A 14,502-nucleotide genomic window follows, 5' to 3' on the forward strand; every position below is an offset into this window, starting at 1 on the left:
TTACCGGTTACTCCTTGGTGATCTCGTAGAAGACCGGGACGCCCTTCCAGTTCGGCTCGACGTTCTTCACGTTCTTGCCGAACACGGCGTTGGCGTTGGAGTTGTACAGCGGGATGGCCGGCAGGTCGTTGAGCAGGATCTCCTCGGCCTGCTGGTACAGCTTGTTGGCCGCGTCCAGATCGGAGGCCTTGGCCGCCTCGTCGAGCAGCTTGTCGAACGCCGGGTTCTTGTAGTCACCGTCGTTCGAGCCCTTACCGTCGGCCGCGCTCGACGAGAAGATCGGCTTGAGGTAGTTCTCGATGGACGGGTAGTCGGCCTGCCATCCGGTGCGGAACGCGCTCTTCATCGTGCGGTCGGTGATCGCGGCGCGGAACTCCTGGAAGGTCGCCACCGGGTTGGTGGCCGCGTCGATGCCCAGGTTGTTCTTCAGCTGGTTGACCACCGCGTCGTAGATCGGCTTGGTGCCGCCGTCGGTGTTGTACGCGATGGTGAAGGTGCCGGTGAACTTGGAGATCGCGTCGGCCTTGGCCCACAGCTCCTTGGCCTTGGCCGCGTCGAAGGTCAGGTTCTCATTGCCCTTGAGCGAATCGGAGTAGCCCGAGGTCATCGGGGAGCTGAACTCCTTGGCCGGCGTGGCGGTGTTGTTGAGCACCTTCTCGGTGATCTGCTTGCGGTCGATGGCCATCGAGATGGCCTGGCGGCGCAGCACGCCCTCCTCGCCGCCGAAGTGCTCCAGCGACTGCGGGATCGTGAAGGTCGCGGTGCCGGACCCGGCCTTGCTGTAGTTGTTCATCTTGGTGTTCTTCTGGAAGCTCTTCAGCGCGCTGGGCGGGATGTTCGCCGACACGTCGAGGTTGCCGGACTGCACGTCCGCGTAGGACGAATCGGCCGACGTGTAGATCTTGAAGTCAAGCCCGTCGTTCTTTGCCTTGAAGTTGCCGTTGTAGTCCGGGTTCTTCTCCAGCACGATGTCGGCGTTGTGCTTCCACGACTTGAACTTGTACGGGCCGTCGCTCACCGGGCTCTCGCCGAAGGCCTTCGGGTCCTTGTAGAAGGACTCGGGCAGCGGGTAGTAGCCCGAATAGCCCAGGATCACCGGGAAGACCGCGCTCGATTCGTTCAGTTCGACGCTGAAGTGGGTGTCGTCGGTGACGGTCAGGCCGGAGAGCTGCTCGTCGCCCTTGAGGCCGTCCTTCTGCAGGTCGTCGTAGCCCTTGATCATGGAGAAGAAGCTCGAATTGAGCTGCGCGTTCTTGGCATTGGCGGTGTAGCTCCACGCCTTGGTGAAGGACTCGGAGGTCACGGGCGTGCCGTCGGTGAACTTCCAGCCCGACTTCAGGGTGACGTCGAACTTGGTGTTGTCGGAGTTCGGGGTGATCTTGTCGGCCACCTCGTTGACCGCGGTGCCGTCGGCCTTGAAGCCGACCAGGCCGGAGAACAGCATGTCGATGACGTTGCCGCCGCCGGTCTCGTTCGTGTTGCCGGGAATCAGCGGGTTCTGCGGTTCCGAGGCCGAAACGGAGATGACGGTGCTCGCCGTGCCCGATCCGGAGCCGGATCCACCGGCCTTGCCGGTCGAGCCGCAGCCCGACAGAAGCATGGCGACCGAAAGCGCGGCCGCCGTGGCCATTGCCATATGTTTGCCTGTGATGTTCATAGGGTCTCCTCCCCTTCAGTAAAACGGACGGGAGTGCGGTCCCCCGTTCGTTGGACTCAGAGTCAACTCCCCGATTGTTACCGTCGGCGGCCGGAAGTGTTACCGATCATTTACGGATGGGCCCACATCGTGTAACGCCCGAACCACGATGTGGACGTTAACATACGCAATCGCAAGGAGACCCTTTATGCTTCGATACACACGGGCAAGGGGGCGAACCGCATAGCGGTGAGCCCCCTTTCTCATCCGCGCACACATACCAGAGAGGAATGTCATGAGCAACACGCGCAGGCCTTGGGCCATCGCGGCTGCCGCGGCGACCATGCTGTCGGGATGCGGCAGTACAGGCGGCGACGCCGCCAAGACGGCCACCGACAACATCATCTCCATTGCGGCTTCCGAACCGCAAAATCCGCTGGTTCCGGGCAACACCCTGGAGACCGGCGGCGGACAGGTCAACGACGTGCTGTTCTCCGGCCTGGTCGGCTTCAAGGCCGACGGCACCGCGGTCAACGAGGTGGCCGACAAGATCACCCCGAACTCCGACAACACCAAGTTCGACGTCACCCTGAAGTCGGGCTGGAAGTTCACCGACGGCACGCCCGTGACCTCCGAGTCCTTCACCAAGGCGTGGAGCTACACCGCCAACCTGAAGAACGGCCAGCTGTGCGCCAGCTACCTCGCCATGATCAAGGGCTACGACGACCTGCAGAAGGACGGCCTCAAGGGCGACGAGCAGCTCTCCGGTCTGAAGGTCATCGACGACACCCACTTCACCATCGAGCTGAGCAAGCCCTACTCGGTCTTCCCGGTGATCCTGGGCTATTCGGGCTACTACCCGCTGCCCGAGTCCTTCTACAAGGACCCGAAGGCCTTCGGCGAGAAGCCGGTCGGCAACGGCCCGTACAAGTTCAAGTCGTGGAAGCACAACGACAGCATCCAGGTGGTGAAGAACCCCGACTACAACGGCAACTTCAAGGCGGCGAACGACGGGCTTAACTTCAAGATCTACACCGCGGCGAACGCCTCCTACGCCGACATCCAGTCCGGCAACCTCGACATCTCGCAGAACGTGCCGACCTCGGCCCTGAAGACCTTCACCAAGGACCCGAAGGTGAACTCCTACAGCAAGGCCAGCTCCGGCATCGCCGCGTTCGCCATCCCCTCCAACCTCGAGCACTTCACCGGCGAGGAGGGCGTGCTGCGCCGCCAGGCCATCTCGATGGCCCTTGACCGCAAGCAGATCACCGAGAAGGTGCTCTCCGGCACCGCCACCCCGGTCACCGACTTCGCGGCCCCGACGATCTCCGGCCACTCCGACAAGCTCAAGGGCAGCGAGAACCTCGAATACAACCCGAAGAAGGCCAAGGAGCTGTGGGCCAAGGCCGACGCGATCTCCAAGTTCACCGGCACCTTCACGCTCTCGTACAACGCCGACGGCGACGCCAAGTCGCTGTACGACGCGATGGCGAACCAGCTGAAGAACAACCTGGGCATCGACGCGGCCACCAACCCGGTGCCGACATTCCAGGAGTTCCGCGACGAGGTCACCAAGCGCCAGCTCAAGGGCGGCGTCAAGGGCGGCTGGCAGGCCGACTACCCGACTATCGAGAACTACCTGGCCCCGATCTACGCGACCAGCGCGGCCGACGGCCACGGCGCGAACGACGGCGACTACAAGAACCCGAAGTTCGACGCCCTGCTCGACGAGGCCGCCAAGGCCTCCAGCGTGGACGAGGCCAACAAGTACTACCAGCAGGCCGAGGAGATCCTGCTCAACGACCTGCCCGGCATCCCGCTGTACAACTCCAACGCGTACGCCGTGTTCGGCAAGAACGTGAAGCACGCCGAGCCGAACTGGAACGGCGTCCCCGTCTTCCACGAGCTCACCAAGCAGTGATGCGCTGAACCCCGATAAAAATAAGTCTGGCTCCCCTCGCTGAGGGGAGCCAATTGCGTTTATAGACAAAACCTCACTGCGCGAAGGGGATCGTCAGTCTCACCGAATCGAGGTCCACGTCGAAATCGCTCAGCGGCACGGCGGCGAGGCGCTGCGAGTTGTTGTAGATCGCGAGCGCCAGCCGGTGCCCGGCGCGCACGATCCAGTCGGTGGCGAGCAGGTCGAAGCCGATCTCGTACCACTGGTCCGCCGGCGTCGGCGTGAACTCGTCGAAGGAGTCCTTGTGCGCGGTGGCGATCCAGCCGCGGGTCACCATGTTCTGCATCTCGTGCGACTTGCGCGGCACGCATACCGCGTACGAGGCCTTGTCGTCGTCGCTGGAGCCGCCGACGGCAGGCCGCTTCTCCTTGAGTTCGACCAGCGCGTGGATGTCCTCGCTCACCTGCACGTAGTTGCCCTCGCCGTATTCGATCAGCGAGGCGCACAGGTTGGTGTCGGGCGCCGAGGCCTTGACGCGCATCGTGACATGCGGCGTGCCGGAGATGTGCCAGTCGCGCTCGAGCGGCGTGGACACGTACAGCAGCCGGTCGTCGTGCGCCTTGTCCGACTGGGCCGCGGCGAGCAGCTCATGCACGCGGGCGCCCTTGACGGAGGCGACGTTGGCGGGTTCGCCGGACTTGTCCGCAGCGGCGCCGGCATCGTCCGTTTCGGCCAGTTCGCCCAGCCGGGCGTCCTCGCCGCCGCGCACCGCGAAGGTGTGGTCGGCGGCACCCGGCACCGGCCAGCTCGCATAGCTCTTCCAGTTGCCGTCGATGTCCTCGACGCAGGCTTCCGGCTCGTCCATGATCCCGTTGTCGACGCCCTTGAGCCAGTAGTCGAACCAGCGTTCGAGCGTGGCGACCCAGGCGTCGTGGCGCACGTCGAACGGATCGTCGTGCGCGTACTGGTGCAGCCAGATCTTGCGCGGCACGCCGCACTCCCCCAGCGCCTTCCAGTAGCCGTTCACCTGGTTCATCATCACGTTGAGGTCGTTGACGCCGTGCACGATGAACACGCTCGCCTTGAAGTCCTTGACGTGCGAGCGGTAGTCGCGCTCGGCCCAGAACTCGTTGTAGCGGCGGAACTCCTTGTCGGAGCCGTCGTGCAGCCTCTGCCAGCCGCCCTTGGTGTTGAAGCGCTGCAGGCGCCCCTCGGCGGCCGACTGCAGGCTGGCCGCGAAGTTGTCGGGCTCCCACCAGCCGCCGTCCGCGTCGTCGCCGTTCAGGAGCGCGCCCTGCGGGTGGTACCAGTCGTACTGGCTGGAGATCGCGGAGATCGGCACGATGGTCTTCAGGCCCTCGATGCCGGTGGCGGCCATGCCGTTGGGCACGGAGCCGTCGTAGGACTTGCCGATCGCGCCGACCAGACCGGAGGCCCAGTCGGCCTTCATCTCGTTGTCGGGCGTGCGCCGGTCGCGGGTCACGTAGCCCTTGGCGCGGCCGTTGAGCCAGTCGACCACGGCGTTGGCCGAGGCCACGTCCTTGGGGCCGCCGATGTCGCAGAAGCCCTCGGACAGCGCCGTGCCCGAGGTGCTCAGCAGGATCATCGCATAGCCGCGCGGCACGAAGTAGTTGTCGTAGAAGAACGGGAACTTCTTGAGCGGGCTGTTCCACTTGTCCTCCGGGTGCGAGTACTCCGACTTCTCTCCGTGGCGGTCGTACAGCTCGTAGTACGGGCTCGGATCCATGATCGCCGGGATGCGCGCGACGCCGTCCAGCTCGCGCGGGCGGATGATGTCCGCGCGGACCAGGTCCTTGCGCCCGTCGGCATCGCCGTCGAACGGCAGTTCGATGTATACGAATTCGCGGATGGCATTCTCGTAGGAATACTGCTCATCACTCATATGTGCCCCTCAGGTTGCGCCGATGCACCGTGATTCGGTGTTGCTGCCACGATATCCGCATCGGCGGGACATGCAAGTGCACGCATCCCCGCTGCGGTGGAGGATTCTTCGCCGCTGGCGGACGGTGGCGCCATCAATGCGCCGCGTTGCGAATCCGCCTGCACCTATATGTCCGGCTCCCCTCTGTGAACTGTGCCCCATTTGTTGGACGTGGTTTATTTATAGGGTACCCGGTCAAGCGGTGGGGAACGTGTTGCGGAATTCCTCCGGGGTGCGTCCCTCGAGTCTCGCCTGGCGTCGTTTGGTGTTCCAGTGGACGATGTACGCGTCCAGCCCGGTCCTGAATTCCTCGAAGGAGGCGAACTCGCGCCCGATGCAGAACTCGTCCTTGAGGTGGCCGAACACCTGCTCGGTCGCGGCGTTGTCCAGGCAGTTGCCCTTGCGGCTCATCGACTGGCGGATGCCCAGTTCCTCCAGGCGGGCCCGCCACCAGGAGTGCTGGTACTGCCAGCCCATGTCCGAGTGCAGGATCGGGGACACGCCTTCGGGAAGACGGGTCTCGAGCATGGCCAGCATGCGCTTCTGCTGGGCCAGATCGGGATGACGGCTCACGTCCCAGGCGACGATCTCCTTCGAGCCCATGTCGTACACGGGCGCGAGGTACGCCTTGCCGCCGGCGACCCTGAACTCGGTGACGTCCGTGCCCAGCTTCACCCACGGGGCGTCGGCCGCGAAGTCGCGTTCCAGCAGGTTCGGCGGCTTCGCGCCCGCCTCGCCCCGATAGGAGCTGTACCCGCGGTGGGGGTTCGGCCGGCGTATGACGCACTCCAGGCCCATGCGGCGCATGACCTTGAGCACGCTCTTGGAGCTCACCGTCACGCCGAACTCGTTCACGAGGCACATGCGCACCTGCCGGTGCCCGCACCCGTTGGGCGTGCGGTGGAACACCTCATCGACCAACGGCTCGATGTCGGGCCTGGTGACCCGCTCGGGATGGGACCGGTGGTAGTAGTACGTGCTCCTCGCCAGTCCCGCGGCCCTCAGCAGGAGCGGAAGCGGATGGCCAAGCCCCGCCAGCGCCGAAACGATCACCGTTTTCTCCCGGTTGGTGATCTCGAGGCCGGCAGGGCCAATGCTTTTTCCAGGTATGCGACCCTCGCCCGCAAGAACTCGTTCTCCTCCCGCAACGCCCCCTCGGGCGTCGGATCCGGCTCCGGCCTCGGCCCCGATCCCCTGGGCCTGCCCCTGCGTCCCGGTCTGAGCGCCTCGGCCCCGCCGGCCCGGTACGCACGACACCAGGCCTCCAACGTCGTGACGCACGCGATCGCGTACCGCTCCATCACCACGGACTTCGCCACTCCCCGGTCCACGTGATCGCGCGCGGCCGCGACCTTCGTGTCCCAGTCATAGCTCCTGTTGCCCCCGCGTTTCGCCATAAGCGCCTCCCGTCCGCCGACCCGATACGCCAGCGACCATTTCTTCGCGGTCATCACCGGCATGCCAACCCGACGCGCCGCGGCCTTGTAACCCAACCCCTCACCAAACAGGGCGGCCACCGAACACCTGAAAGCATCATCATACCGACGCCTGCGATCTGCACACACAGAAAACCACACCTCCAATCATCAAACATGAATTACTCCAGTCCAACAATCAGGGTGCAGTTCACTGTGGGGGGAGCCGGCAATCATCAACGAATCATCGCCGTGTCATGCCGCCCGCCTCAGCATTCGACGACGTTGACGGCGAGGCCTCCCTTTGAGGTCTCCTTGTACTTGGACATCATGTCCTCGCCGGTGTCCTTCATCGTCTTGATCGCCTGGTCGAGCGTGACGATGTGCGAGCCGTCGCCGAGCATCGCGATGCGCACCGCGTTGATCGCCGTGTTCGCGCCCATCGCGTTGCGCTCGATGCACGGGATCTGCACCAGGCCGCCGACCGGGTCGCAGGTGAGGCCCAGATTGTGCTCGATGCCGATCTCCGCGGCGTTCTCCACCTGCTCGGGTGTGCCGCCCATCACCGCGCACAGGCCGCCGGCCGCCATGGAGCAGGCCGTGCCGACCTCGCCCTGGCAGCCGACCTCGGCGCCGGAGATCGAGGCGTTGCGCTTGAACAGGTAGCCGATCGCGCCGGCCGTGAGCAGGAAGCGCACGACGCCGTCCTCGTCGGCCGAATCGACGAAATGCCAGTAGTAGTGCAGCACGGCCGGGATGATGCCCGACGCGCCGTTGGTCGGCGCGGTCACGATGCGGCCGCCGCCGGCGTTCTCCTCGTTGACGGCCAGCGCGAACAGGTTCACCCACGCGGAGTCCGACTCCTCCAGCACCTCGTCGGCGCGGTGCGCCCGGTTGAGCACGTCGCCGTTGCCGGACAGGCGGCGGTACATCTTCGGCGCGCGGCGCGGCACGTCGAGCCCGCCGGGCAGCGTGGTCTGCGTGCTGGTGCACCCGTTGTGCACGCAATCGCTCATCACCTTCCAGATGCGCAGCAGATCGGCGCGCACCGCGTCGGCCGGGCGCATCGCCGTCTCGTTGGCCCATACCACATCGGCGATGGACATGCCATGCTCCTTGCAGATGCGCATCAGTTCGGCGCCGGACGTGAAATTGTAGGGCACCTGCGGTCCGAAGTCGATGGACGATTCGGCCTCCTCGTCCGCGAACGACGAGCCTGCCGGCGGGCGGTCGTGGATGCCGATCATCAGGTCGTCCGGGTGCCCCTTGCGCACGAAGCCGCCGCCGATCGAATACCACACCTGCTCGTCGACGAGGTTGCCCTGGACGTCGAAGGCTTGGAAACGCATGCCGTTGGGGTGGGCGGCCATGCGCTGCCACAGCTCGAACACCACGTCATGCTCGTAGTCGAACTCGATCTCGTGCTTGCCGTCGAGCATGAGCCTGCCGGTGCGCTCGCACTCCTGCTTGATGGTCATCATATGATCGGTGTCCACCGTGGCCGGCAGATTGCCCTCCAGCCCGGCGACGGCGGCCCGGTCGGTGCCGTGGCCGATGCCGGTCATGGACAGCGACCCATACAGCGTGGTGCGCACGCGGGCCACCCGTTCGAGCAGGCCGTTGCGGTCCAACGAGGCCGCGAACGCCTGGGCGGCGACCATCGGCCCGACCGTGTGGGACGAGCTGGGGCCGACGCCGACCTTGAACATGTCGATGATGCTGAACATCGTGATTGCGCTCCTTAATGATTACCGTCTTATGTCTGATACGTCTATATATTCCTGTCCGCCGTCCCGCCGGCCGCCTATTCGTCCAGCGCGTGCAGGTGGAAGATGCGCGACAGGTTGTCGCCGAGCGGCACGCGCGGGTGCAGCTGGCAGTTGGATCCGTCGATCAGCGCCAGGCCGACGCGTTCCAGCTCGTCGCCGTAGCGCGGCCTTCGCTCCACGTCGAAGCCGATCTCGTCGACCGCGTACCGCACGCGCTCGTCGAGGCCGGCGAGCCGCAGATAGCGCACCGGCACGTTGACGCCGACGCGCGTGCGGTAGTAGCCGACCAGGGCCTCGCGCCGATTGCGCGACACGACGACCCACGCGGCGTCGGCCGGGGCGAACGCGCTGTTCGCGCGGAACGGGTCGAGCAGCCGGTAGAAGTCGCCGCAGCGCAGCAGCTCCGAGTACTCCTTGCTCAGCGCGATCTGCTCGCGGATCAGCCGCCGGTCCTCCCCGTCGAGCGAACGCGGGTCGAGCTCGTAGCCGAACACGCCGAACAGCGCCACGTCGCCGCGCGTCTTGAGCGAGGCGACGCGCCCGGTCTGCGCGTTGGGCACCGGCGTCACATGGTTCGACATCACCGACAGCGGGTAGGCGTACGACGTGCCGTACTGGATCTTCACGCGCTCCATGGCGTCGGTGTCCTCGGAGATCCAATGCTGCGGCGAGAACGCGAGCACGGCCGGGTCGAGCCGGGCGCCGCCGCCCGAACCGGCCTCGATGAGCAGCTCGGGGAACCGCTCGAGCAGCCGCGACATCAGATCGTAGTACCCGAGCACGTAGCGGTGGTAGATCTCGCCCTGCGCCTCGGCCGGCCAGGCCGCGGAGAACACCTCGGACAGCGAGCGGTTCATGTTCCATTTGACGTAGTCCACGTCGTTGCCGCCGATCACCGCGGAGAGCGCCTCGACGATATGGTCGCGCACCTCGGGCCTGGTCAGGTCGAGCACGTACTGGTGCCGGCCGATGCTCAGCTCGTACGTCGCGTCGCCGAGCACCCAGTCGGGATGGGCGCGGTACAGGTCGGAGTCGGCGTTGACCATCTCCGGCTCGAACCACAGGCCGAACTTCAGGCCAAGCCCGTGGACATGGTCGGCCACCGGCTTGAGCCCGCGCGGGAATTTGACCGGATGGGCGGCCCAATCGCCGATCGAGGCGTCGTCCCAGTCGCGCTGGCCGAACCAGCCGTCGTCCACCACCACCAGCTCCATGCCGAGGTCGGCCGCCTGGTCGGCCAGTTCCATGACGTTGCGCTCGTCCACGTTCATGTACAGCGCCTCGTAGGTGTTGAGCGCCACCGGCCTGCGGCGGTCGCGCCACGGGCCGCGCGCCATGCGCGTGCGCAGCAGCGTGTGGAAGGTCCGGCTCAGCGCGCCGAGCCCCTGGTCGGAGTGGACGATCAGCGCCTCGGGCGTCTGGAAGGATTCGCCCGGCTCCAGCCTCCATCGGAACAATTCGGGGTTGATGCCGGCGCGCAGGCGGACGCCGCCCAGCGAGCTCACGTTCACGCCGATGTCGAAGTTGCCGCTGTAGGCCAAGCTCACGCCGATGGCCTCGCCGTGCGTCTCGTCGGCGCCGGGGCGCGTGAGCATCACGAAGGGGCCGGCGTGCTTGCTGCTGCGACCGTCCAGGCTGGACACGCCCTGCCCGCCGGTGCGCAGCGGCACGCGCTCCGCCTCGCTCTCCCGCGACCACGCGTTGCTCAGCGTGATCATGTCCCAGTCCGCGTCCGGCAGGTCGAGGGACGCGCTGTACGCCGAATCGACGGCGAGATGATGGGGACCGACGTTGTCGAGACGCACGCTGCGCGTGATCACCGGCAGGTCCTCGAAGATCGTGTACTGCAGGGCCGCCTGCAGTCCCAGCTTGTCGTCGCGCAGGATGATCTCCAGCGTCTGGGCCTCGCCCGTGTCCTCCACGTAGGTGGAGGGCAGCCCCTGCAGCGGCGGCTTGCCGTTGATGATGGTGTGGCCGGCGTAGGTCAGGCGGGCCACATGCGATCCGCGCTCGTCGCATACGGTCAGCGCGCACGGGCGCAGGTCGCCGGAGCCGGTCACCGGGTATTCCTGGCGGATCTGTTCGAGCGACAGCATGCCGCGGTCGTCGCTGACGCTGAGCATGTCACGGAACAGGATCTCCTGCAGGTCGGTCAGCGGCCCGTCGTCGCGCAGGCGGGAGCCGAAGTACAGGTGGTTCAGCTCGCCGCCTTCGAGCACGCGGAACACGTAGCTGATCGCGTTGTTGCGCAGATGGAACTGCAGCGATGATTCCAGAAAGGCAATCGTCATTGCCGCCCGCCTTCCCTTCACGGTAAGTCGTCCGATATACACCAGCATATTGCGGGGCGGGGGTTCCGCGTGCCGCGCAACCGTTCGATTCGGTGGAGAAAACTACGGTATCGCGGCGGGTGCGGCTCGCCCTTCGCCCCATGCCGTTTCCAGCATATCGGGCCGATGTGTCGGATCGTGTTGCGTTCGGCCGGCGCGCGCCCGGAGTGCGCCCGGAGTGCGCATGCCGCGACCCCGAAGGAAAAGTTCACTTTTTCCGAGAATCAGGAGAGTGTGCAGTTCGGGGCCATCACTTACCATGAATTCAGCGGTGTTACCATGTCCATCGAGGAAATCGGGGGGGTGTTCATGTCAACGATTGTCGCGGATCTGCCGGAGGCCGACATCTCGTTCGAATCGGCCGGCCAGTTCATCGGCACTCCCGGGTGGATCCACGAGCATCGCATACTGGACAGCTTCGAGCTGATCTTCGTCAAGCGCGGCATCCTGCCGCTGCGCGTCGGCGCCGACGACCTGCGCATCGGCGGCTGCGACATCGCGATCATCCCGCCGCAGACCCCGCATGAGGGCACCGGCTACCTGACCGACACCCTGGAGTTCTTCTGGGTGCATTTCCGCATCCGCCACTGGCGGCGGTCCGGCGCCACGGACGGCACGCCCTCGGCCTACGGGGACCGCACGCTGATGCTGCCGCTGTCCAGCTCGCAGATGGACACCGACCGGCTGACGATCATGTTCAACCAGCTGCTCGACATCTACCAGATGAGCTATCCCGAGCCGAGCTCGTACTGCGACTACTTCACCACCTGCCTGCTCTACGAGGTGGTCTCGCTCAACAACCGCGCGGCCACGGCCGACAACGACCAGCGCGAGCGCCATGTGCTGCAGAAGGTGCACGAGTGGATCCGCATCAACGCCTTCGAGGACATTTCGGTCAACCAGATCGCCGACCAGTTCAACTACTCCCCCAGCTACCTGTCGACCATCTACAAGCAGCATTTCGGCATCAGCATCACCACGCAGATCTCGAAGATCCGCATCGAGCGCGCCGAGGAGCTGCTGCTGTCCACGTCGATGAGCGTGCAGCAGGTGGCCGAGGCCAGCGGCTACAACGACGCGAAGTACTTCATGCGCGTCTTCAAACAGCACACCGGCCTGACCCCCACCCGCTACCGCACCAGCTTCACCATGCGCCACTACAACAACGCGTGAGCCGCGCGTTCCCGCCCGCGGCCACGACCCCATGATCTCGGGACAAGCCACCCGCGCAGCCGGGCCGCCCGTCGATCACGAAGTCGCCGACGTCGCCGATGCCGACCTCGACCCTGTCGTCATAGACGTCCACGGTCAACGGCTTGTATCCGTTCTCGGATGCGTCATAATACATTCCGGCGATGGAGTATGCGATGTCGCCCACGCCGACAAGGACATGGGCCGGATCCGCCGTGACCGTTTCGGCGGGTGCGCCGCCGTCCGCGCGCATGCCGACGGTGACGCTCGCACGCCCCTCATCATTCCTGAACCACCGCGGGCACGAGGCGCGCACGTCGAGCGAATACGACGCATCGCCAGCCGCGCCATCCACCCGTCGGGCAACGCCGCTGGCGTGTATCCTCACCGGGACCGCCACGTAATAGACCGCGCATGCCGCGATGCACAGCACCGCGGCGAGCAGGATGAGGCGCTTCGCCACGCCCCGGTGATCCGTACTTCTGATTTCGTTCTGACCAGCACTGCTCTCATGGCGATCCGCCTTCACCAACAACCTACGGTGGCCCCCATTATCCCACGGCAGCCGCTTGCACAGGCCGACGCAGCGGAACAAACGACAAAAAACGGGGCGGGGAAATCGCTTCCCCGCCCCGCCACGCTATGGCAGATGCGCGCCCGGGCTCACGCCTTGGCGTCGGTGTCGACCTCGGCGGTGATGACCTTGCCGAGCTTCTTGGTGAAGACCAGCACGATCAGGCCGACGAGGATCGTGATGCCGCCGATCGCCGCGAAGTAGGCGGCCTCGGAGCCCTCGTGGTAGAAGTTCACCGAGATCGCGTTGAGCGCGGCGCCGGTGGACTGGGAGATGGACCACACGGTCATCATCTGCGTGGAGAACGCCAGCGGCGCGACCAGCGACGCGGCCGAGTAGCCGGACGGCGAGGTGATGGCCTCACCGAGCATGATGAACAGGTAGAAGACGAGCAGCCAGACCGGGCTGACCTTCACGCCGGCCGGGTAGAGCACGAACGGGATGGCCATGAACAGCGGGCCGGCGCCCCACAGGATCGTGCCGAAGCCCATCTTGGCGACGACGGTCGGCTGGCGGTTGCCCAGCTTGGTCCACAGCGCGGTGACCACGATGCCGTAGACGACGGCGAGGATCGCGGACCAGGTCTGGAACGCGGCCGGCGTGATCTCCATGCCGAACAGGTTGCGGTCGACGGTGGTGTCGGCGTAGGTGGCCAGGATCGACGTGGACTGCGTCCACACCCACATGGCGAACACGTTGCACACGTACAGCGGGATGATCGCGCTCAGGCGCTTGGCCTCGGGGCGGGTGGTCTTCTTGCTCATCATGATGTAGGCGAGGTAGACGATCGGGATGAAGATCGCGCAGGTGCTCACCGCGGTGGTGAACGAGCCGATGGAGACGAGCTTGGTGCCCAGCAGCACGCCCATCAGCGCCACGACCACGACGATTCCGGCGACGATCTTGACGGTGAAGCTGGTGCGCTTGGCCGACGGCACCGGGTCGTCGGGCTCGGCGCCGATCGGGCCGAAGAACTTGTTCTCGGTGAGCAGGTAGGCGACGACGCCGAGCACGGCGAAGACGGCGCACAGCGCGAAGGCCGGGTAGTATCCGGTGGCCACGGCGATGGTGCCGGTGATCAGCGGCGCGACGCCGCCGACGTTGTTGATGATGTACATCATCGAGAACGCGCCGTCGCGGCGCTTGTCCTGCTTGTCATACATCTTGCCGGCCAGCGTCTCGACGCTGCGGCCGGTGATCATGGCGGCCACGCACAGCAGGATCTGGTTGGCGGCGTAGCCGATCACGCCGAGGAACGGCAGGGCCAGCACCACGTACGCCAGGCAGGTGGCGATTCGACCGAGGCGCAGGGCCTTGCGCGGGCCGAGGATGCGGTCGGCCATGTAGGAGCCGACCAGGCCGCACAGCAGCGCGGCGGTGGAGTACAGCGAGATGAGCTGCGAGGCCTCGGCCTGCGTGAAGCCCAGCCCCTCGGGGGCCGGCTTGTACAGGAAGTAGATGAGCACGGCGCTCATGCCGCCGTATGCGAACCCGTTGCACAGGTTCATGAAGCTCAGGGTGCCCACGGCGCTGGGGTGTCCGAGGAACTTGGTGCCGCGGCGCAGCGTCTCGGCCAGATCGTGGCCCTGTTCCGCCGTCTTCGGCTGTGTTGGTTGATTCATGGTTTAACCCTTTCTTGCAAACCGCCGTCGTTGGCCGCATCGCCGTCAACGGCGACGGCACATCCTAACTGTTGTGTCGCGGTGCCGTGCGCCTCCTCGCGCACGGCACCGTGCATGGCCAGC

At 65.7% G+C, this 14,502-nt stretch carries 10 protein-coding genes; 2 read left to right on the forward strand and 8 right to left on the reverse strand.

Translation table 11 applies throughout. The annotated features are described in order from the left end of the window. Positions 1-7: 7 nt before the first annotated feature. Positions 8-1,636 (reverse strand): peptide ABC transporter substrate-binding protein, encoded by a 1,629-nt coding sequence (locus tag BBSC_RS07940; protein ID WP_081892945.1) that lies wholly within the window; start codon positions 1,634-1,636, stop codon positions 8-10. A gap of 295 nt (positions 1,637-1,931) precedes the next feature. Here BBSC_RS07940 and BBSC_RS07945 point away from each other — a divergent pair, with 295 nt between their 5' ends. Next, positions 1,932-3,557, forward strand: coding sequence for a peptide ABC transporter substrate-binding protein (locus tag BBSC_RS07945; protein ID WP_034535445.1), 1,626 nt, complete (start codon positions 1,932-1,934; stop codon positions 3,555-3,557). A 73-nt stretch (positions 3,558-3,630) separates the two neighbouring features. On the opposite strand, the gene BBSC_RS07950 is transcribed toward BBSC_RS07945, so the two are convergent. From BBSC_RS07950 to BBSC_RS07970, 5 genes are all read right to left on the reverse strand, one after another. Then, the gene (locus BBSC_RS07950) at positions 3,631-5,439 is read right to left on the reverse strand and encodes a CocE/NonD family hydrolase (protein WP_051923198.1); all 1,809 of its coding nucleotides are present in this window, start codon (positions 5,437-5,439) and stop codon (positions 3,631-3,633) included. A gap of 234 nt (positions 5,440-5,673) precedes the next feature. Then, positions 5,674-6,528, reverse strand: a complete 855-nt coding sequence (locus BBSC_RS07955) for an IS3 family transposase (protein WP_081893131.1) — start codon at positions 6,526-6,528, stop codon at positions 5,674-5,676. Then, complete coding sequence (locus BBSC_RS07960; RefSeq protein WP_033520085.1) at positions 6,528-7,043, reverse strand: helix-turn-helix domain-containing protein; 516 nt, start codon at positions 7,041-7,043, stop codon at positions 6,528-6,530. Before BBSC_RS07960 ends, BBSC_RS07955 begins: the two co-directional genes overlap by 1 nt. Before the next feature lie 119 nt (positions 7,044-7,162). Further along, positions 7,163-8,620 carry an L-serine ammonia-lyase gene (locus BBSC_RS07965; RefSeq protein WP_033520070.1) on the reverse strand — a complete coding sequence of 486 codons (1,458 nt, stop codon included), beginning with the start codon at positions 8,618-8,620 and terminating at the stop codon, positions 7,163-7,165. Between the two features lie 77 nt (positions 8,621-8,697). Further along, on the reverse strand, positions 8,698-10,953 hold the full coding sequence (locus BBSC_RS07970) for an alpha-galactosidase (RefSeq protein WP_034535476.1): 2,256 nt from the start codon (positions 10,951-10,953) through the stop codon (positions 8,698-8,700). Positions 10,954-11,301: 348 nt separating this feature from the next. Here BBSC_RS07970 and BBSC_RS07975 point away from each other — a divergent pair, with 348 nt between their 5' ends. Further along, the gene (locus tag BBSC_RS07975; protein WP_033520032.1) at positions 11,302-12,165 is read left to right on the forward strand and encodes a helix-turn-helix transcriptional regulator; all 864 of its coding nucleotides are present in this window, start codon (positions 11,302-11,304) and stop codon (positions 12,163-12,165) included. Here the strand turns inward: BBSC_RS07975 and BBSC_RS07980 are convergent. After that, positions 12,137-12,646, reverse strand: a complete 510-nt coding sequence (locus BBSC_RS07980) for a hypothetical protein (RefSeq protein ID WP_033520028.1) — start codon at positions 12,644-12,646, stop codon at positions 12,137-12,139. The two genes, BBSC_RS07975 and BBSC_RS07980, sit on opposite strands and share 29 nt — an antisense overlap. 200 nt (positions 12,647-12,846) lie before the next feature. Continuing rightward, positions 12,847-14,379 carry a peptide MFS transporter gene (locus tag BBSC_RS07985; RefSeq protein ID WP_051923238.1) on the reverse strand — a complete coding sequence of 511 codons (1,533 nt, stop codon included), beginning with the start codon at positions 14,377-14,379 and terminating at the stop codon, positions 12,847-12,849. Positions 14,380-14,502 lie beyond the last annotated feature (123 nt).

This window comes from Bifidobacterium scardovii JCM 12489 = DSM 13734, from assembly GCF_001042635.1.
GTDB classification, from domain to species: domain Bacteria; phylum Actinomycetota; class Actinomycetes; order Actinomycetales; family Bifidobacteriaceae; genus Bifidobacterium; species Bifidobacterium scardovii.